This is a genomic window from Bacteroidota bacterium (genome assembly GCA_023957335.1).
In the GTDB taxonomy this organism is placed as follows: domain Bacteria; phylum Bacteroidota; class Bacteroidia; order NS11-12g; family UBA955; genus JALOAG01.
In genome coordinates, this window is the sequence record JAMLHC010000005.1 from 278511 (window position 1) to 298926 (window position 20416).

General features: G+C 38.3%; 17 protein-coding genes. 7 read left to right on the top strand and 10 right to left on the bottom strand.

Annotated elements, in window-relative coordinates; translation table 11 throughout:
• Nucleotides 1-19 precede the first annotated feature (19 nt).
• Genes M9892_10980 through M9892_10990 form a run of 3 tightly spaced genes read left to right on the top strand, consistent with a single transcriptional unit; the run spans nucleotide 20 to nucleotide 3745 of the window.
• Complete coding sequence (locus tag M9892_10980; protein ID MCO5254874.1) at nucleotides 20-1219, top strand: acetyl-CoA C-acyltransferase; 1200 nt, start codon at nucleotides 20-22, stop codon at nucleotides 1217-1219.
• Entirely contained in the window at nucleotides 1219-1965 is a 747-nt protein-coding gene (gene truA / locus M9892_10985) for a tRNA pseudouridine(38-40) synthase TruA (GenBank protein ID MCO5254875.1), read from the top strand. Before M9892_10980 ends, truA begins: the two co-directional genes overlap by 1 nt.
• A 1-nt stretch (nucleotide 1966) precedes the next feature.
• Nucleotides 1967-3745 (top strand): ABC transporter ATP-binding protein/permease, encoded by a 1779-nt coding sequence (locus M9892_10990; protein ID MCO5254876.1) that lies wholly within the window; start codon nucleotides 1967-1969, stop codon nucleotides 3743-3745.
• Nucleotides 3746-3751: 6 nt separating this feature from the next.
• Here the strand turns inward: M9892_10990 and M9892_10995 are convergent, their stop codons facing one another.
• Nucleotides 3752-4741 carry a lysylphosphatidylglycerol synthase domain-containing protein gene (locus tag M9892_10995; GenBank protein MCO5254877.1) on the bottom strand — a complete coding sequence of 330 codons (990 nt, stop codon included), beginning with the start codon at nucleotides 4739-4741 and terminating at the stop codon, nucleotides 3752-3754.
• Between the two features lie 10 nt (nucleotides 4742-4751).
• Here M9892_10995 and ruvC point away from each other — a divergent pair, with 10 nt between their 5' ends.
• Complete coding sequence (ruvC, locus tag M9892_11000) at nucleotides 4752-5330, top strand: crossover junction endodeoxyribonuclease RuvC (GenBank protein ID MCO5254878.1); 579 nt, start codon at nucleotides 4752-4754, stop codon at nucleotides 5328-5330.
• Nucleotides 5331-5342: 12 nt separating this feature from the next.
• Here ruvC and M9892_11005 read toward each other — a convergent pair whose 3' ends face one another.
• From M9892_11005 to M9892_11035, 7 genes are all read right to left on the bottom strand, one after another.
• Complete coding sequence (locus M9892_11005; GenBank protein MCO5254879.1) at nucleotides 5343-6659, bottom strand: hydroxymethylglutaryl-CoA reductase, degradative; 1317 nt, start codon at nucleotides 6657-6659, stop codon at nucleotides 5343-5345.
• Nucleotides 6660-6667: 8 nt separating this feature from the next.
• A complete protein-coding gene (locus M9892_11010) occupies nucleotides 6668-7663 on the bottom strand; it encodes an isopentenyl-diphosphate delta-isomerase (GenBank protein MCO5254880.1) in 996 nt (331 codons plus the stop codon).
• A gap of 68 nt (nucleotides 7664-7731) precedes the next feature.
• Nucleotides 7732-8913 (bottom strand): proline dehydrogenase family protein, encoded by a 1182-nt coding sequence (locus M9892_11015; protein ID MCO5254881.1) that lies wholly within the window; start codon nucleotides 8911-8913, stop codon nucleotides 7732-7734.
• Between the two features lie 102 nt (nucleotides 8914-9015).
• The gene (locus M9892_11020; protein ID MCO5254882.1) at nucleotides 9016-9993 is read right to left on the bottom strand and encodes a hypothetical protein; all 978 of its coding nucleotides are present in this window, start codon (nucleotides 9991-9993) and stop codon (nucleotides 9016-9018) included.
• Between the two features lie 83 nt (nucleotides 9994-10076).
• Nucleotides 10077-10922 carry an alpha/beta hydrolase gene (locus M9892_11025; protein MCO5254883.1) on the bottom strand — a complete coding sequence of 282 codons (846 nt, stop codon included), beginning with the start codon at nucleotides 10920-10922 and terminating at the stop codon, nucleotides 10077-10079.
• A 123-nt stretch (nucleotides 10923-11045) separates the two neighbouring features.
• Nucleotides 11046-12542: an acetyl-CoA carboxylase biotin carboxylase subunit gene (accC, locus tag M9892_11030; protein ID MCO5254884.1), complete on the bottom strand. Its 1497-nt coding sequence runs from the start codon at nucleotides 12540-12542 to the stop codon at nucleotides 11046-11048.
• Entirely contained in the window at nucleotides 12542-13003 is a 462-nt protein-coding gene (locus M9892_11035) for a hypothetical protein (protein ID MCO5254885.1), read from the bottom strand. Before M9892_11035 ends, accC begins: the two co-directional genes overlap by 1 nt.
• A gap of 50 nt (nucleotides 13004-13053) precedes the next feature.
• Between M9892_11035 and M9892_11040 the strand changes: the two genes are divergently transcribed.
• Nucleotides 13054-13716, top strand: coding sequence for a hypothetical protein (locus M9892_11040; protein MCO5254886.1), 663 nt, complete (start codon nucleotides 13054-13056; stop codon nucleotides 13714-13716).
• A gap of 9 nt (nucleotides 13717-13725) precedes the next feature.
• Here M9892_11040 and M9892_11045 read toward each other — a convergent pair whose 3' ends face one another.
• Both M9892_11045 and M9892_11050 read right to left on the bottom strand, forming a co-directional pair.
• Entirely contained in the window at nucleotides 13726-16599 is a 2874-nt protein-coding gene (locus M9892_11045; protein ID MCO5254887.1) for a gliding motility-associated C-terminal domain-containing protein, read from the bottom strand.
• 7 nt (nucleotides 16600-16606) lie between these two features.
• Nucleotides 16607-17311 carry an FkbM family methyltransferase gene (locus M9892_11050; GenBank protein ID MCO5254888.1) on the bottom strand — a complete coding sequence of 235 codons (705 nt, stop codon included), beginning with the start codon at nucleotides 17309-17311 and terminating at the stop codon, nucleotides 16607-16609.
• A gap of 92 nt (nucleotides 17312-17403) precedes the next feature.
• Here M9892_11050 and M9892_11055 point away from each other — a divergent pair, with 92 nt between their 5' ends.
• On the top strand, nucleotides 17404-18297 hold the full coding sequence (locus tag M9892_11055; GenBank protein ID MCO5254889.1) for a hypothetical protein: 894 nt from the start codon (nucleotides 17404-17406) through the stop codon (nucleotides 18295-18297).
• A 132-nt stretch (nucleotides 18298-18429) separates the two neighbouring features.
• Nucleotides 18430-20340 (top strand): molecular chaperone DnaK, encoded by a 1911-nt coding sequence (gene dnaK / locus M9892_11060; GenBank protein MCO5254890.1) that lies wholly within the window; start codon nucleotides 18430-18432, stop codon nucleotides 20338-20340.
• Nucleotides 20341-20416 lie beyond the last annotated feature (76 nt).

Here is a 20416-nt window from a genome sequence, read left to right on the forward strand (position 1 = left end):
CCACTCTAATAAAAGGCAAATGAATTCAGTTTATATTGTAGATGCAGTGCGTACAGCTGTGGGTAAATATGCAGGCATGCTTGCAAATGCACGCCCCGATGACATGGCTGCTCATGTAATTAAGGCATTGATGAAGCGCAATCCCCATATTGATTTTAATCAAACGGAGGAAGTGATTTTGGGGGCGGCAAATCAATCGGGTGAGGATAACAGAAATGTTGCACGTATGGCGAGTTTGTTAGCAGGACTGCCTCCTGAAGTTTCTGGCGTTACAGTAAACAGATTATGCGCCAGCAGCCTTCACGCCATTGCAGACGCCTTTTTGGCTTTAAGTCAAGGTTATGGTGATTTATATATTGCAGGCGGAGTGGAAAGTATGAGCCGTGCTCCTTTTGTAATGGCTAAAGCAGAGAAAGCTTTTGACAGAGTTCCTGAAATTTATGATACGACCATTGGGTGGCGATTTACCAACCCTGCGCTGGCAGCCATGCACTACCCTTTTACAATGGGTGAAACTGCCGAAAATGTGGCAGATAAATGGAAATTGACACGTGAAGAACAAGACCTATTTGCGTACAATAGTCAGCTCAAATGGGATTCAGCAAACAAAGCCGGAAAATTCAAAGATGAAATTACTCCTTATGAAATCAAAGGAAAAAAAGATACTATCACAGTCTTTGATACAGACGAACATCCACGTATTAGCTCAGTTGATGTTTTAGCAACCTTAAAACCTGCTTTCAAGAAAGGCGGCTCCGTTACTGCCGGCAATTCATCAGGTATTAACGATGGAGCTTCTGTATTGGCATTGGCTTCTGAAAAATTTGTAAATACACACCAACTCAAACCTATGGCGCGCATTGTTTCATTTGCTGCTGCCGGTGTGGCACCGGAGATTATGGGAGTTGGTCCGATTCCGGCTACACAAAAAGCATTGAAGAGAGGCGGTTTACAAGTAAAAGATATTGATTTGATTGAATTGAATGAAGCTTTCGCAAGTCAAAGTATTGTGTGCATCAACGAACTTGAACTTAACCCCGAAATAGTCAATGTTAATGGAGGTTCTATTGCTATTGGTCATCCGTTAGGAGCCAGTGGTGCAAGGATTACAACTACACTATTGCACGAGATGACAAAACGCCAAAACATGCGCTATGGACTTGCTACCATGTGTGTGGGTGTAGGACAAGGTATGGCTTTGATTGTTGAAAAAGTTTAATGCGTTATTTTCTCGAAATTGCTTTTGACGGACAACCATTTTGCGGATGGCAGTTACAAGCTAATGGCAATACTGTGCAAGCAGAGGTTGATAAGGCGCTGAGCATTATTTTCAGAAAAGAAACGTTTTGTTTAGGTTGTGGCAGAACAGACTCCGGTGTTCATGCACGTCAGTTTTTTTTGCATTTTGACACTGATGAATCTATTGCAGATAAAGCAATGTTTTTGCGCAAGTTTAATGGGATTACTCCACATCAAATTGCTGCTATTGCGGTACGTCAAGTAAAGGATGGTATCAACGCTCGATTTGCAGCCATTTCTCGTACTTATGAATATCGCATAAGCCTGAAGAAAAATCCTTTTGAAGTAGGAAAAGCATATTTTATTTGGCATCAACCGGATATCAAAAGAATGAAAGAAGCTGCTAAATTGTTGATTGGCAAAAAAGATTTCAAAGCATTCAGCAGGGTCAATGACTTAAAAAACCATATCTGCGACCTGACAGAGGCTCATTTGGAAGAAGATGGAGACATGATTGTGTTTACTATCACCGCAAACCGCTTTCTTCGCAATATGGTGAGGGCAATTATGGGAACATTACTGGATATTGGTTATGGAAAAATGGAACCTGAGAACTTGCTCTCAATTCTTGCAAGTAAAGACCGCAAAAAAGCAGGGCAAAGTGTTCCACCAGATGGATTGTATCTTTACAAAATTCAATATCCGGATGAAATTTTTATAGATTGAAATGGCAAAAGCAAGACCGAAAATAAAACCCTTAGATATCTCGCTTTTGTGGAGAATAATTAAGCTGGCATCACCCTACAAGAAACAATTCTGGGTGGCTGTTATCAGTACTGTTTTGGTAGCTGTTACTGCTCCTATCCGCCCCTATTTGATTCAATTAGCACTGGAAGATGACATTGCCGTAGGCAACAAAACCGGTTTACTTTGGATTACTCTAATAATAATTGCTCTGCTTGTAGTTCAAACACTGCTTCAGTTTTGGAACAGCTATATCACAGGATGGATTGGACAAAGTGTTATCAAAGACATGAGAAATAAGATTTTTGTTAAAATTAACCTGATGAAACAAAAATTCTTTGACAAAACACCGGTTGGAGAACTTGTAACCCGATGTATCAATGACATAGAAACCATTTCTGATTTATTTGCTGCCGGAATTATTACAATTACAGGAGATATTTTGCAATTAATAGCCGTTACAGCATTCATGTTTTTTATTGATTGGAAACTTACACTCATTACATTATCTGTACTTCCTCTATTGCTTTACGCCTCGCACATTTTCAGAATCAAAGTAAAGCAATCATTTCAAGATGTGAGGGTTGCCGTTGCCAAAATCAATTCATTTGTGCAAGAACGCATTACAGGAATGCAGGTTGTTCAACTCTATAACAGAGAAGATATTGAATTTGAAAAATTCAAACAAATCAACAAAGGACATTATGATGCCAATGAGCGCTCAGTACTCTATTACTCTGTTTTTTTTCCTATCATTGAGGTGATTACCGCCATTTCGCTTGCCCTCCTTGTTTGGTGGGGCACAATTGAAATGTTGGGAGAAGGTGTGGCATCATTTGGAAAACTCACTGCTTTTATTCTTTATATAAACATGTTTTTCCGCCCTGTGCGAATGTTGGCAGACAGATTCAACAACATTCAAATGGGAATGGTCGCAGCAGCAAGGGTGTTTAGGTTAATGGATAACAATGATAATTTGGAAGATACACATGGCAAATATACGGCTGAGCTTAAAGGTAATATTGTGTTTGAAAAAGTTTGGTTTGCTTATAACAAGGAACATTATGTTATTAAAGATTTGAGTTTTGTGTTGAACGAAGGAAAAACCATAGCCATTGTAGGAAAAACCGGCTCAGGTAAAACATCAATTATCAACCTTTTAATGCGGTTTTATCCCTACAATAAAGGCGCTATCAAAATTGACGGTGTGGAACTGAATGAATGGGAGCCTTTATTTTTAAGAAAAAAGATTGCCATTGTGATGCAAGATGTCTTTCTATTCTCGGGTACTGTGATGGAAAATATTACCCTTAATATGCCTGATATTACAAGAGAAAAAGCTATTGAAACCGCAAAAATGTTAGGAGTACATAGCTTTATTGAAAGACTACCCGGAGGATATGATTATAAAGTTATGGAACGTGGCAGCACCTTGTCAATGGGGCAAAGGCAACTGATTTCTTTTGTCAGGGCAATGGTTGTAAATCCTGCTGTTTTGGTCTTAGATGAAGCTACTTCTTCAGTTGATTCAGAGACAGAGGAAGTTATTCAACAAGCTATTGAGAAAATGATGTCAAACCGCACATCCATCGTTATCGCGCACAGACTATCAACTATCGAAAAAGCTGATAATATCATGGTAATGAGCCAAGGCGAAGTAGTGGAAGAAGGAACGCACAAATCGCTTATGAAGCAAAAAGGATATTATTTTAAACTTCAGCAATCAGGAACACAACAGACTTTTGAGAGCGATATTGTTTAATCCTTTTTATTTCATTTTTTTCAATAACAGAATAACCGCACCCAGCAAAGCCGGTACAATCTGATTCGCTATAAATACAATCACAACTGCATTTCCCACCACCCATGTGTCGGCAATGATAGAAGCAAATATAGTGATGTGAATGTATCCTTTGACTGGTAAATCTGAAAGAAGAAAACCCGGTATGATGGACTGTAATAAAAATACCACGGCAATTCCTTTTGCAATTAGCAAGGGAGAAAGTGCCGGTTCCTTGATACCAATCAAAATAATATATGGAATTAGGAACGCGAGGTATCGTAGAAATGATAAGCCGATAAGTTGAAGTAGCAAGTGCATTGGTATGCTTATTAATTCCTTAAAATATTTTGCCAAAGCAGAACCTGCAACTATCAAACCTATCCATTGAATCACCTTGTTTCTAAAAACAAGTAAAAACAAAATAAGAATGACCATCACAAGAATAGAAGTAATCTGTACCGTGAAAGAAAAAAAAGTACTATTGCTATTATTGGCAAATAACAATAAACCTATAAATCCCAACGCAATCGTTACAAATAATTGAGTCATAGAACTATAAATAGAAAAATAAGCTCCTTTGACTCTATTTTCTTCCTTTAACCAAGCAATTCGCGCAATAAACTCTCCACTTCGCCAAGGGAAAACACTACTAACGGCAACTCCTGCCAAAACGGCTTTAATAGCAGTTTTAATTGAAAATTTTTCTACCAAATTGCCAATCAATCGCCATTTCAATGCTTCAAGCCCAAAATTAAATACTGACAACAAAACGATAAGCGGTATGCATTCAAAAGGAATTTCACTATATTTAACTAAGTCCTTACTTGCAAAAGGGTTGAGGGTGTTATTTGGTAAAAAAGGAATTAAACAAAAAAGCAATACTCCGACTGCTATCAATATTTTGAGCAGTTTGAACAAAGTGGTGCGTAACTTGTTTGATTGCAAATGCAAGGGTGTGCTTATTTTTGCTTGCAAATTAAGTTAATTGCAAACAACTGAATTTGATAAAATTATACTAGGCATTGACCCGGGCACTAATATCTTGGGATATGGCGTCATAGGTGTTTATGACAAGCAAATGACTATGCTTAGCATGGGGATTGTGGAAATGCGCCATTTTGAAGATCACGCCCAAAAACTCAATCATATTTTTGAAAGGGTTACTGCTATAATCGAGCAATATAAACCGAATGAAATTGCCATTGAAGCTCCTTTCTTTGGAAAGAACGTTCAGAGTATGCTCAAACTTGGTCGGGCACAAGGAGTTGCCATTGCTGCAGGTTTACAAAAGAAACTGCCTATTTTTGAATATTCACCTAAAAAAATCAAACTAACTGTTACCGGAAACGGCAATGCCAGTAAGGAACAGATTGCAGATATGTTGTCACATTTATTGAAATTTGAAAATGATTCGCATTTCTTGGATGCAACAGATGCCTTGGGTGCTGCTGTTTGCCATTTATTTCAATTTGTTCCGCGCAAGTTTGGTGCAAAATCATCCGGCAAGAAAAGTTCTTGGGATAGTTTTATAAAAGATAATCCGGATAAAATCAAACAGATTTAAAAGAGTAGCTCCTCACCCATTTCTGAAGCGATGGAACGCATCAACCGCAGACTGATAGCTGACTATTTTGTCTTTGAAATATTCAACAATTTGTGCTTTTTCGTTTTCTGTTGCACCAAATTGGTTGAGAATATTCAGCAAGTGCATTTTCATGTGCCCCTTTTGAATACCGGTTGTGGTTAGCGAGCGCAAGGCAGAAAAATTCTGTGCCAGTCCTGTTACAGCCGTGATTTGCATCAATTCTTCCGCATTGGGATTGCCAAGCAATTCGTGGGCTAATTTTACCATTGGATGAAGAGAAGTGATTCCTCCGACAGTACCCAATGCAAGGGGTATTTCTATGTAAAAAGTGAAAATGTCGTCTTTTACCTCGCAATGTGTCAGGCTTGCATATTGGCCATTGCGCGAAGCATAAGCATGAGCGCAAGCTTCCACTGCTCTGAAATCATTTCCGGTTGCAATTACTACAGAGTCTATCCCATTCATTATACCCTTGTTGTGAGTAACTGCCCTATGTGGTTCTACCTCAGCAATACGAACGGCTCTTTGAAATTTAGTCGAAAATTCATCAGGTGACAAAAGGTCTTCGTTGAGTTCACTCACCGGACATGAAACCTCTGCTCGAACAAGACATTCGGGGGTGTAATTACTCAAAATACTCATCACAATCTGTACTTGCTTTTCCTGTTCTGTCCAATCTTGCTTTGCAATTTGACTGAGTAAGGTTTTGGCAAATTCTTCCAAAACAGAATTAATAAAGTTTGCTCCCATTGAATCCTTGGTTTCAAAACGAGCATGGATTTGGTAGTAGTGAGGAATAAGGTCGTTCTTATCTCTGAGTTCTATGCTCAAAATACCGCCTCCTCTTTTGCGCATATTCCGGGTGATCGGCTCACAAGACTTATGAAACTCTGGAATAAGTGTATCAAAAAAAGATTGCAACTTGGATTTGTCTGCTCCCTCCCAAATAAAATGCACCTGACCAATTTTTGTCGTAGAGATAATTTTGGTTTTGAAACCTCCCCTTGTGTTCCAATAATTGGCTGCCTTTGATGCTGCGGCAACCACAGAGCTTTCTTCAATAGCCAAAGGAATGCAATACATTTTATTGTTAATTCGAAAATTGGGTGCTACGGCAAATGGAAGATAATAGTTAGTCAGTGCATTTTCTATAAAATCATCATGCAGTTGTTGAGTTTCCAACTCTTGATGCCAATAACTTTTGAGCAATTTAGTTGCAAGTTCGGGTTGTTTAGCAAAGTTGTGCGTAACCCATGCTATCTTTTGTTCCTTGCTAAGTTTAGAAAAACCTTTGATTGATTTTTGAATATCCGCGTTCATGATCTAAGTGTTAAATAGGAATAAGCAGCCATAAGTCCTCTTTTTTCAGATGCTATAAACTGTTCTACTGCTTGTGTGCTTTCCAATGCGCACTTGAGCAAAGGTGATGCTTGTGCATAGATTGCAGATGCTTTGAGTTTGTGTATATAATAATATCCGTCCAAGAAGTTTTTGACACCTCCTGAAACCACAAATATTTTATTCTTAAATAGTTCAGGATTTTTGTCATAGTATAAATTCAGCACTTCCACCATTTCATTGGCGTTATGTCCAACTTGTGCCAATGGATTCAGTGCCGCTCCCGAAGTTCTCATAGATTCCATTTTGGCAAAATTGGTTCCACCATAAGCACCGAACTCTATCCCCGCAATAGGTAAATCTATCAAGGCTTTCAGACTTTTTCTGCCAAAGCCCTGCCCCACTTCTTTTACCCATACAGGGTAGTTAAAGTGTTTGATAAAAGTTGTAATGGTGTCAATAGGAGCCCGTGTAATCAAATCTCCTTCCGGCTGCAACCATTCTTGCAAAGGGTTTACATGAATAATTAACCCATCTGCGCGGAGTGCATGAACCATATTTTCAATGGTTTTGTAATTATTTTGTTTGACAACTTGCTCAATTTGTGCTATGCCCAAATTAGCCATGAAAGGAACTTCATTGCCGAGTTTATCTCTAAGGTCAAAATCTGGAAAGTGCTTGTCATTTTCCAAAATAATTCGACAAGAACCCAAACCCATTCCCATGCCGAATTTACCGCACGCTTCTGCTATCCTATGGTTAATTAATCCTGCTTTTTCAGCCCCTCCGGTCATGCTGGAAACCCAGAATGGCAGTCGTGATATTTTGTTGCCAATTTTTGTTTGAGGAATAACGGAATCATCCGGATGTGCTGATAATAAAGGTTCATAACAAAATCTGGAATCCTGTCCGTCTGCGATTGAATCAAACGCTAATTTAATATGATCGGATTTTCTCTGCGAAGTAGGTGTCACGACTGTATTGATTTGTGAAGAGGTGTTCAAAGCGGGTTACGAAGATAGGGATAAAAAGCATAGATGTCTTATGCCTTACTTCTTCTGTTTTTCTCGCCTACCAACAACTGCAATTGTCTGGAAGATTGACCTGCAATCGAACTATTCTCTTGTGCTCTTCTTGAAAGATATGGTAATACTGTTGCAACCGGTCCATAAGGCACATATTTAGCCACATTATATCCTGCTTTTGCCATGATAAAGCTGATGTTATCGCTCATTCCCAATAATTGAGAGAAATAAACTCTGTTGTCATTGGGGGCAATATTTAGTTCCGCCATCAACTGTGCTGCTTTTAGACAACTTTCTTCATTATGGGTGCCAATCAAAACCTCGCATCTGTCAATATTGTGCAAACAAATAGAAACAGCTTCATCAAAATCTCTGTCAGTAGCTTCTTTACTTGGATTAATAGGATCTCTATAATTCATTTGAGTGGCTCTTTCTCTTTCAATTTCCATGTATGCACCTCTCACAAACTTGAATGCTAATGGAAATTTGTATTTTTCAAAACAATCTTTCAAAAACTGAACCCTGTCGTGTCTGTATAATTGGAGGGTGTTAAAAATCAAGGCTCTGTCTTTGTTGTATTTTTCAGACATTTCCAACACAAGATTATCAATGGCAAGCTGTATCCATGAATGTTCTGCATCAATGAGTACTTGCACATTGAGTTCACTTCCTTTTTTGCAAATTGCATCAAATCTGCCACGTGTGCGTTCAAACTCGGCTTCTTCGTGTGGGGTTAGGGTTTCTCCTGCACTCACTTTTTGTAACAGTTCAAATCTCGCCACTCCGGTAGGTTTGAACACCGCAAAAGGAATAGCATCATTTACGGCAGATTCTTCAACCGTCCTGATTACTTCTTGACAAGTGGCATCAAAAATAGCTTCACTTGCTTCGCCTTCAACCGCATAGTCTAAGATGGTTTTTACATTGTGTTCGAACAGAAAGTTGATTTTAGCCTTACTGTCTGCAATTGATTCTCCGCCACAGAAATGAGCAAAAATGGTTTTTTTGATTAGCCCTTTCACAGGAAGTCCAACTTTCATAGAAAAACCTGCAAATGCAGGTCCGTACTTCACAAGTGCCGGATAATTAAACATCTTAAACAATTTGATGGCAGCGCTCAGTTGTTTGTTGCTGAGATATCCATAGGCTGTTTGGGTATTATTAAAATCAAGTTTGATTTGAGCAGAATTTTGTGCCATATAATGGTGCAAATATACAGTTGTTAGTTTCTATTCATAAGGTCTTTTTTTTATGCATTTAGATTTTTATTGCGAATGTCTAAGACATATAAAAACAACGGCTTAACCGTTTATTCCTATCATAATACCAGCGGTGAGATACATGTTCTTATACTTATTTTTTCCTACTGTGTACACAATACCCGGTTTTTGCCCAAACTCAAAACGAAAACCAAGACCAACGATACCGGTTTGATATGTGTCAACGCGAATTCTGTAGCCAAAATATTTCAATTGGGGAGTTTCTGTCATTGTATATTCTCCACTGCCGTTTTTCACCTTTGCTCTCATCTCCTTATTAACATTAATCAGCGGCATGAATAGACCTTCAATATAAACATCAGTGCGCCCTTTGTTCTTGCGCGAACCGTAATTGTAGTTATGACTGGCATCGGTGGCATCTATTTCAAAATTTCTCATTGAAGAAAACTGAAACCCGCCAGTAAATCGCATTCCGCTAAAATCAGCTACTCCATTTCTAATGTCAATCGGAGTGCCAGTAGCCTTATCTTCATATCGAAACAAAGTATCTTTCGAATTGTCTAATACGTTGTTTTGATAAAAACCCGCACTTCCCGTAAACCCTATAAGGGATGTTTTCTTGGCGGGAGCATATATGTATTTTTCAGATGTGACTGTATAGCCATAACCTTGATATGTGTTGCTGCTGAGCGTTATTTTAATATTCTCTTTAAATGTTTTAGCGCTGAAGAAAAATGACATACGACCACTCAAGTCTATGAATGGTTGAAAATCATTATACGCTATCTCATTCATTGTCTTCATCCCTTTTTTACTTCCCCACATAAAATCACCGCCAATGGTTAACCGTTTGTGGAGTTTGATGATAGCGGTTACATAGGAGCCATAACGATTATTGCTAGGGTGTAAGTCTGTCTCTATAATCCCTCCATAAAAAAGATGGACATGGTGTTTGGTAGGATTGTCCTCAATGATTTTGTAAGTAATACGCTGTGCATACGATACCGACAAACTTAAGAAAGTAAATACGGAAAAGGTAAGTAAATGTTTGCTATTCATTGTATTGTTTTTTTAACGCTTCAAACATAACACCTCATACCTCATAATTTCAATACGAAACAATACGTATTACAATTTATAATTTAATCGCTGTATTTTTCCCAAAAATCCATCATAATGGATTTGGTCAATTCCGGCATTTCTTCTTGCGGAACATGCCCACACTTTTCAATAATTTCCAATTGAGAATTTGGAATTTGTTTATTGAGTAAATGACCATACTCCAAAGGAATTAACTTGTCTTCAGCGCCCCATAGAATTAAGGTTGGGCATTGAATTAGCCCAAATGAGCCTTCAATTTCATCAATATTGTCGGGAATAATTTGTCTGGCGACTAATCTCATTGAATTTTCGATTCCTTGCATTTTAAAGAAAAACTCGTATCTATCAAGGTATTTTTCATTGGCTTTCTTATAATCGAAAAAAGTGGCAGATAATACGCGTTTGGCAATTAAGTTACGGGATGTAAATTTTTGAATCAAGTTGAATGCGAAATCATTATTCAACACTTTGATGAATTTTGGCTTGATATCTCTATGGGCAGGCACATCCAATAGAACTATATTTTTCACATCAATTCCATTTGTGCGCTTTCTGACAATTTCATTCATGATAGCAAGGCATACCATGCCACCATAAGAATGACCGACTAAGGAAACCCTTTTAATATTTTTGATGTGTAAAAACTCAATAATAAGTTTGGCTTGTTCATTGATGGAGTAGTCAGAATTTTCGGGTTTGTCTGAAAATCCAAAGCCTTTTAAGTCAATAAAATAGAATTTTGAGTTTGCTAAAGAATCACCAAAGAAAATTTCCCATGAATAAGTACTTAAGCCAAAGCCATGCAGAAAAATAACTGCATCTTCTCCTTGGTTCTTTTCCATATAGTTAAGTACAACACCATTTTGGCTTATAAAGGAATCTTTCATTTCGTACTGTACATTTTGAGCATGTGCATTAAGATGAAAAAATAATATCAACGTAAAAAGTACGAATATTTTCACGCTTTGCCTATTTGGCATAATGAGTATTCGCACCGGATTCAATCTGACTTACTCTTTTCTATTTTTATACCACTTACTTCCATTAGAAACAGAAGATTGCGTTTGTCCGTGGTTTTGAGTCTTTCTCTGGTTAAAAACTTCAACAGCGGCAATAGCAGCCGCTTGCAACAATTCATCCGAAATATTGTCCGATATTAATTTGTCAGGGCTGAAATTTTTAGCAATGAATGCAGTGTCGAAATCTGCATTGATAAAATCAGGGTGATTCATTACAAATTCGCCAAACGGGAGCGTAGTAGCCACCCCATTAATCTCAAATTCAGAGATGGCGCGTTTCATCCTTTCTATTGCCAATTCACGTGATTGCGCCCATACCACGAGTTTAGCAAACATATTGTCATAGAAAATAGGAATAGTCATTCCTTCTTCCATGCAATCGTCCACACGCACACCGGGTCCTTTTGGAATTCTGTACACAGACAACTGACCGGTATCAGGCAGAAAATTTTCATAAGGGTCTTCTGCACAAATCCTGAGTTCAATGGCGTGTCCGTTAATTTTTAGTTCATCGGGATTGAAGGAAAAGTCCAAACCGGCTGCAACACGGATTTGTTCTCGCACCAAATCAAGTCCGGTAATCATTTCTGTAACAGGATGTTCCACCTGCAAACGGGTATTCATCTCCAAGAAATAGAAATTCATATTTGCGTCTAAAAGAAACTCAACCGTACCTGCTCCTTGATAATTACAAGCTTTGGCAACGTTTACTGCAGCCTCCCCCATTTTATTTCTTAGTTCAGGTGTAAGGATTCCTGACGGTGCTTCTTCTACAAGTTTTTGGTGTCTGCGCTGAATTGAACATTCGCGCTCAAAAAGGTGTATGCCATTTCCTTTGGAATCAGCTATAACTTGAATTTCAATATGCCGAGGTTTTAGAACATATTTTTCAATAAACACATCATCATTTCCAAAAGAATTGCGAGCTTCACTTTGAGCCATATTCAAAGCAGTCATAAATTCATCTCTGTTATTCACAACTCTCATACCTTTACCTCCACCACCAGCAGAGGCTTTTATAAGGACAGGAAAGCCAATTTCAACAGCAGTTTGCTCGGCAGCCTTAGGGTCTGTGATAGCTGCATTAATTCCGGGAACCAAAGGTACACCAAAATTTGCGACCGCTTGTTTGCTGGCAATTTTGCTCCCCATCAGTTCTATACTTTCAGCAGAGGGACCTATAAACACAATACCTGCTTCTTTTAATGCACGTGCAAAGACAGCATTTTCACTTAAAAATCCATAACCGGGATGCACTGCTTCTGCACCCGATTTTTTGCAAACGTCAATAATCTTATCCATTCTCAGATAAGAATCTGCAGAAGCAGCAGTTCCTATGCAATAACTTTCGTCTGCCATTCTAACATGCATCGCATCTGCATCTGCTTCGGAATAAACCGCAACAGTTTTAATACCCATTTCACGACAGGTTCGGATTACTCTTACTGCAATCTCGCCTCTGTTTGCAATTAAGATTTTTGAAAACATTATTTAAAATCAGGTTTTACAAATTCTAATAAATAAGCCACCTTTTCGGAACGGCTCACATTGTCATATCCAAAAATACCTCCGGAGGCAAGAGCAACATAAACGCCTACATTTTTCAGACTACGGAACAATGCTTGTGCAAATGATTTATCAATATTTTCAAGTGTGCTTTTTAATATTAAAAGATGTTCTTTTACAAGTGCTTTATCGGATTCAATATCACCGGACAATGTCATCATTAATTCGGCTAATCTATTGCCTGGATTTTGAACTTTTTGGTAAAGTACACTTACGTCCGGAGATTCTGAAAAAGCTTTAATTTCAATAGTCTGAATTGCAGCTATTTGCTCTTTTTTGTTAAAATGTCCGTCTGCGAGTCCAACCCACATGGTTACCCAAAAAGGTGCATCTTTGAGAATAGCTTGGTGCGTGTCTGATAAATTTTCGAAGGGAGTAATCATAAAAGTATTTCTATTATTTTGCAAGGCGCAAATTAAGGCAAAAAATCACATTGAAAACCCTTGAAAATTATACTAAATGGCTTTCCCTTGAAATTTCTCTCGAACTTAATTCGCGCAGACTTATACTTACGTCTGTTATGCAGGCTTTTGCGTTTGTTCTTGTATTTTATTACGGCATGGAGCATCCGCAAGGGCAAGATTGGTCGGTCTTTTACTGGCTCATCACGTTGATGGCGTCTGTGAGCGGGCTGAGTCGTAGTTTCTTGCAGACTCAAAAAGGGTTAAATTTGTATATTTATCAAATCATTGCACCAAAAGATTTCTTTGTGTTGCGCACTTTCAGCAATTTTATTTATATCCTAATGGTTAGTTTATTTGGAGCGATATTTTTGATTTTGTTATATGGTTTTACGCCTATTCCATTACTTCCGCTATTTACTTTGTCCATAGTGTGTTCTCTTGGTTTTGCAGCTATTTTCACTTTTACAGGCGCCATTGCATCGGCAAGTAATAATGCTGCCGTCTTATTGCCATTACTTTCTATACCATTGTTAATTCCGTTATTGATGGTTGTATTTACAGCTTCCAATGAGTTATTGACTGCTAATGCCGATTTAACTAATATTTTACAAGAATTGGCATTGATTACGGTTTTAGATATTCTTTACCTTTTGTCAGGACTCTTTCTCTTTCCGCATTTGTGGGGTGAATAGTGTGCGATTTTATCTCAACAAAGTAACCGTGCCGGAGGTAACAATAGCTTTATCTTCAAGGCTTATGTATCGCACAACATACATGTACACCCCTTCCTGACACGGAATGTCACTGTTGGTTCCGTCCCAACCAATATTTCGAGCATCTTCCGTTTTAAATATCAGACCTCCCCAGCGATTATAAACTTCTAATGTAATTTCAAATTTTACCCCTGTTGCTACTACTTTAAAGATATCATTATTCCCGTCATTGTTTGGAGAAAAAGCACTTGGAACATACACTCCTTCTTCGGAGTTATACACATCCAGTCTTTTGACAGAAGAATCTATGCAAGTAGAATCGATATTGTATGCAATCAGTGTTATATACAATCTTTCCTCACGTTCATAAATATGGTCAGGGTTAATGGCTGGCGAATGGTCAGAGAAATCTCCAAAATTCCATTCATAAGCAGCAGCAAAAGAACTCTTATTAATAAAGTGAATATTGCGTCCTGTACGCGCTATGGCAGGGAAAAAATCAAAATCCGCACGGGGTGTTTGTCTAACTAAAACAGCTGTTTGCAAGGTGTCTGAAAATTCACAAATATCACGGCTCACACTTAGTTTGTATATCCCTGACATGGCAGTGGTGGTATTTGGAATTAGTATGTCTTTCAATGTTGAACTAAAACCTGACGGACCTTTCCATTTGACTGCCAAACTACTATCTATATTAAGTACTTTGAGATTCAGTGGCTCTCCAGAACAAATAGGGCTATTTGACCTAATGGATACATTGCTCAAATCAGGATAAGGGATAACGTCAATATAAATCAAATCACTCTCGTTCTTGCATCCATTGCTGTCAATCAAGGTGAGTTTATACCAACCCGATTGTCCGGTTCTAATGCTGTCTAAATCAATCATATTTCGAAGGTTTGACGAGAACCCATGTTCGCCTTTCCATGAAAACTGTGTGCTTAGTGGCACAGTCGTTTTATTGCTGATGACAACATGGTCAAATTCGCAATACTTGGTAGCAGTAGAAGTAATAGAGGGCTTGTCGGGTAAGGGCAACAGAGACACTTTGATTTGTGCGGTATCGCTCAAACAACCGTTGCTGACTGAACGGTATTGTACGGAATACACAGCTTCGTCTGACTGAAATGTGGGATAAAAAACCAATGAATCGTCAATGCCAATAGCTCTTTTTGCACCTTTATCCCACGATACAGTATGAGCAAATCCGGGTTTATTTGTGATTTTTAAGATTAGTTTTTCTCCCAAACAAACGGGGAGATTGGAACTCACTGTGGGTTTGATGGGTTTGGAGGCGATAGTTATATAAACAGAATCTTTGCCGGAACCGCAAGCAGGGGCGGAAGTTGTGAATACATAGTAGCCTGCATGAACAGGCGATACATTGGGAATAACAATATTGAGTTGATTGGAAGTAAAGCCATTGGGACCTGTCCAACTAACGGTATTGGGGTCAAGAGTTTGACCATATAAACGGATTGTGTCGCCCTCGCAAAGTGCGGCTTTTTCGGCTGAAATATCTACTTCATTATTTTCGCCCTCAAAATTTGAGAAATAAGCATAGCGAGAACCACCTGCGGAATTTCTACCATTTAGTAATGCAAACTGAAAAGGGTGTGTTGTATTTCTGATTAAACTTCCTGCATTAGAAGGTACTGTGGAAGTATTGAAAGATTTTTTAGCGTATTTGTAAAGTCCTCCTGTATTGGGGACATTTGAAAAATCAGCAGGTATAAACAGAGTGCTGTTACCGTTTAACACAAAACTCCCCTCGCCACCGTTTTTTACTATCACAAACAAAAACAAATCATCAGCGGAAGGGCGTGTAAAACCATATTGCTTGATACATGAAAAGAACAAAGCTGGAATAACCGCTAACGAACCCTCACACCCCGTTCCCGTCAAATGAATTACATACGTTTTTTTTGTTGTTTGGATATAAATACAGTTGATAGTGAGATTGTATGTAAAGGTTTGTCCCTCATTCAAAGTTGCTACCGAAGTTCCGTTAATGACGACATTTGTATTGTCTTCCGTTGCCAAAATTGAAACTATGTCAAAGGGATTTAGATTTCCTTTTACCACAATATATTCTGTACCAGTATAATCAACAGGAACAAGTTGGTCGCCCGCCAAGTCCTGACAAGATGATATTAAAACCAAATCGTCTTTAATAGTTATCGCAATCGGTTTGTTTGATATTACCTTAGAACCACTCGGTTTTAAATTGCCTTGTTGAGAAGATGATCTTGCAGAAAATGTTTGCCCCTTGTTTAATACAACTGTAAGTGGGTTTCCTGCTGTTGCTCCCACAATATTTTGACTTGGTGTTATGGTAACAAATGTATTGTCTTCTGTTGCTACTATGTCAAAAGCAGCATAAGAACCGCTTGTACCGTTAGGATATACAGTTTGAAAAGGGATATAAAACTTAGTACCTAATGCCTTTTGTCCTTTTAGTGTGAAAATATCTGGGCTACAATATGTGCAAAAAGATTGGATAGAACTTACTACTTCATAGTAGACGCTCACAGGTTGTGTTGCTCTAATCCTTATTCCTTTGTTTAATACCTGATTGGGCTGGATATTTTCTAAATCGTTTATATAAGTCGTAACATCTTGTGTTAGAGTGTTATTTGCACCGATGTTGATCACATAAGGGGTTAATAGAGGATTAGCGGGAAAATCAATAGTAACGGTACTTGCAAAATTCTCAGTCGATATTCTGAAAACAATAGGTCTGTCAAAATCATATCCATAATTCAGAACCTCGGGTGCAACAAACCAAAAAAGGGTGTCAAATTGAGAGTATACCTTATTGATGTTAAGTATCAAAACAGCCAATAAAAGTATCTTCTTCATGTTGGTTTTATTTTTCGATTTTATTACTCACAAACACTAATGTCCTGTGGGTTTTTGCATAAATCTTGTAATCCTGCTTTTTAAGGAAATTCCAAACCTCTGATGATTGCAGATTTTCAAAGTCAAAATCCAAATCTTCCACCAACAACATATTGGGTTTATACTTCTCCCAATTATTGCTTTTCATTACCTCTAAATCCAATCCCTCAACATCTATGGACATTAAATCAATTTTCTGATTCTTGGGCAAATATTTGTCAAGTGCCGTTTCCAATCTCATTATGGGTATTTTTATAACTTTTATAAGTTTGTAAGGACTTTCTTTATCCCGGTCTTCTGAAACAGCTTTGTCAAAACTATTAATCGCTGGTTCATCAAACACATAAAAGTCTTTTTCACACTCTTCATTTCCAATTCCTATGTGGACTGTTTTATCTCTTCTTCGGAAGAGTTTAAACGCCCTACCGCTTGATACATTAGGTTCAAAGTTTAACCCTTTCCAACCGCTTTTATACAACAAATGAGTATTTGAAAACCTGATGGGATGATGTGCACCAATATCTACATAAAATCCTTTTCTTTTCATTCCTATATCTTCAAAATATGTTTGAATTATGGCATCCTCTCCCTCTTGAGAATACCATCTTTTAATCTTATAGTAGTGAATCGGCAAGATTCGTAACAACTTCTTTTTTAAATTCTTAAACATCATAATTTGCTTTTACAAAGTTAAAGTAAATTTCTTATACTATAAACACTATCGTAAAAAATCAGTTGTATCTTGCCGCCCCTAAAACGCCCGCTATGGCTGACTACATTGCTCCTGTCCTACTCATTGCATTTAACCGTCCTGCACAGACGACACGGGTTTTTGACCAAATCAAAAAAGCCAAACCGGCTCAACTCTTTGTCGCTGTTGACGGTCCCAGAAATACACAAGAAGCCAAAACGGTTGAACAAGTCAAAGCTATATTCAATATAGACTGGGAATGTGAACTGCACACCCTTTATCGCACTCAGAATTTAGGATGCAAACTCGCTGTGTCTTCTGCCATTACTTGGTTTTTTGAGCACACGGAACAAGGTATAATTTTAGAAGATGATTGCCTGCCCAATGATGATTTCTTTGTATTTTGCTCCAATATGCTAAAACTCTATGAAAAGGATGTGACGGTAGGACATGTGTCAGGTTTCACATTGGTTGAGTTTGACAAGCAAATTCAACAAAATCATATTCTAATCAGTTATTCTCATATTTGGGGCTGGGCAACTTGGAAAAGAGTATGGGACAATTACACCACCACTCCTTTGAAAGATTACAAATTTCGTTTCGATTTAGTACCGGGCAATCTCAACAACAAACTACTCTGGTACAGAAACCTGCTGCTTACACATAAAAACAAAATTGACACTTGGGATTTCCAAAACCAATATTTGAATTGGGTACAAGGACTTAAATCGGTCTCTCCATCAGACAATTTGGTTGTCAACATTGGCTTTGGAGACAACTCTACACATACCAAAGCTTCTGACCAAAAGTTTCTGCTTGAATCACATCCGCTCAGAAATCACCACAATATTTTATTACACTCTCCTGCCCTTACCCAATCAATAGAAGACACGATTACCAAAAAAGTCTTTACCAGAAATCCTATTACCAACCTGATTCGGTTTTTATATGCGGTTCTGACACACTAATGTACTTAGTTAAGACATAATTTTCTGCCAAATGTGCCATTCTGACAAGTAAGCATCATTTCTGACAGCCAAAAAGTCTATTCTGACTTGATGGCATAATGGTTGAGAAACAGATGAAAAATCAAATAGCAAATGAGCAAAATAATTGGAATTGACTTAGGAACTACAAACTCTTGTGTTTCTGTTATGGAAGGAAACGAGCCCGTTGTAATCCCCAATTCAGAAGGTAAAAGAACCACACCTTCTGTGATTGGATTTTTGAAAGACGGAGAGAGAAAAGTGGGTGACCCTGCCAAACGTCAGGCTATCACAAACCCACAAAACACCATTTTTTCCATTAAAAGATTTATGGGTAACACTTTTGACCAAGTTACCAAAGAAGCATCCCGTGTCCCCTATAAAGTGGTAAAAGGCGACAATAACACCCCCCGCATTGAGATAGGAGACCGCAAATACACTCCACAAGAAATATCTGCCATCATTTTGCAAAAAATGAAAAAAACAGCAGAAGATTATTTGGGCACAACCGTGTCAGAAGCTGTTATCACAGTACCTGCATATTTCAATGATGCACAAAGGCAAGCAACCAAAGAAGCCGGAGAAATTGCAGGTTTAAAAGTACGTAGAATCATCAACGAACCTACCGCAGCAGCATTAGCTTATGGACTTGACAAGCGTCATAAAGACATGAAAATTGCCGTTTTTGACTGTGGTGGTGGTACACATGACGTATCTGTTCTTGAATTAGGCGATGGTGTGTTTGAAGTAAAATCTACGGACGGTGACACACACCTTGGCGGTGATGACTTTGACCACAGAATCATTGATTGGTTAGTGGAAGAATTCAAAAAAGAAAACCCCGGCATTGAGATTTCCAAAGACCCTACTGCCATGCAACGTTTGAAAGAAGCAGCAGAGAAGGCGAAAATTGAACTTTCATCTTCCGCATCTTCTGAAATTAACCTGCCTTATATTACAGCAGTTGACGGAGTGGCAAAACACCTTGTTACAAACTTGACCAGAGCAAAATTTGAGCAATTGGTGGATGACTTGATTCAAAGAACAATAGAACCTTGCAAATCAGCTTTAAAAAATGCAGGTTATTCTACTTCTGACATTGATGAAGTTATCCTCGTAGGAGGCTCAACACGTATTCCCGCAATACAGCAAGCAGTAGAAAAATTCTTTGGCAAAACTCCTTCCAAAGGCGTAAACCCTGACGAAGTTGTTGCAGTCGGTGCAGCTATTCAAGGCGGTGTACTCACAGGTGATGTAAAAGACGTATTACTTCTTGACGTTACCCCACTGTCTCTTGGAATAGAAACTATGGGAGGTGTATTTACCAAATTAATTGATGCAAACACCACCATTCCAACCAAGAAAAGTGAAGTATTTTCAACCGCTGCCGACAATCAGCCTCAGGTAGAAATACACGTTTTGCAAGGTGAACGTTCAATGGCTAGAGATAACAAGAGTATAGGAAGATTTGCACTTGATGGAATCCCCCCTTCGCCCAGAGGCGTACCTCAAATTGAAGTTACTTTTGATATTGATGCCAACGGTATTCTTAAAGTAAGTGCCAAAGACAAAGGTACAGGCAAAGAACAACATATTCGCATTGAAGGTTCTTCCGGATTGAGCAAAGAGGAAATTGAAAAGATGAAAAAAGAAGCTGAAGCTAATGCTGAAGCCGACAAGAGAGCAAAAGAAGAGATTGACAAACTCAACACAGCCGATACTTTGATTTTTTCTTCTGAAAAGAACTTAAAAGAATATGGCGACAAAATTCCTGCGGAGAAGAAAAGTGCCATAGAATCCGCCTTGACAGAGTTGAAGAAAGCTCATTCAGAGAAAAATCTTGCGGCTCTTGACCCCGCTTCCGAAGCCTTGAATAAAGCTTGGGAGGCTGCATCTCAGGACATGTACAATGCACAGCAAAACAATGCCAACACTGCACATACGGAGAATACTCAACCCGGCAATGAAAACAACAACGATGGAGCTAATAATGTCCAAGATGTTGATTACGAAGAAGTAAAGTAAAGTAGTTTTTTCATAATTTAAATTAGCCTCTTACATTCATTTGTGAGGGGCTTTTTTATGCACTAACAATTTTCAT

Bases quoted from the DNA above. Each gene is read 5' to 3' on its own strand.
- M9892_10980 (MCO5254874.1), top strand. From the start codon at position 20: ATGAATTCAGTTTATATTGTAGATGCAGTGCGTACAGCTGTGGGTAAA.
- truA (MCO5254875.1), top strand. From the start codon at position 1,219: ATGCGTTATTTTCTCGAAATTGCTTTTGACGGACAACCATTTTGCGGA.
- M9892_10990 (MCO5254876.1), top strand. From the start codon at position 1,967: ATGGCAAAAGCAAGACCGAAAATAAAACCCTTAGATATCTCGCTTTTG.
- M9892_11015 (MCO5254881.1), bottom strand. From the start codon at position 8,913: ATGGCACAAAATTCTGCTCAAATCAAACTTGATTTTAATAATACCCAA.
- M9892_11020 (MCO5254882.1), bottom strand. From the start codon at position 9,993: ATGAATAGCAAACATTTACTTACCTTTTCCGTATTTACTTTCTTAAGT.
- M9892_11025 (MCO5254883.1), bottom strand. From the start codon at position 10,922: ATGAAAGATTCCTTTATAAGCCAAAATGGTGTTGTACTTAACTATATG.
- accC (MCO5254884.1), bottom strand. From the start codon at position 12,542: ATGTTTTCAAAAATCTTAATTGCAAACAGAGGCGAGATTGCAGTAAGA.
- M9892_11035 (MCO5254885.1), bottom strand. From the start codon at position 13,003: ATGATTACTCCCTTCGAAAATTTATCAGACACGCACCAAGCTATTCTC.
- M9892_11045 (MCO5254887.1), bottom strand. From the start codon at position 16,599: ATGAAGAAGATACTTTTATTGGCTGTTTTGATACTTAACATCAATAAG.
- M9892_11050 (MCO5254888.1), bottom strand. From the start codon at position 17,311: ATGATGTTTAAGAATTTAAAAAAGAAGTTGTTACGAATCTTGCCGATT.
- M9892_11055 (MCO5254889.1), top strand. From the start codon at position 17,404: ATGGCTGACTACATTGCTCCTGTCCTACTCATTGCATTTAACCGTCCT.
- dnaK (MCO5254890.1), top strand. From the start codon at position 18,430: ATGAGCAAAATAATTGGAATTGACTTAGGAACTACAAACTCTTGTGTT.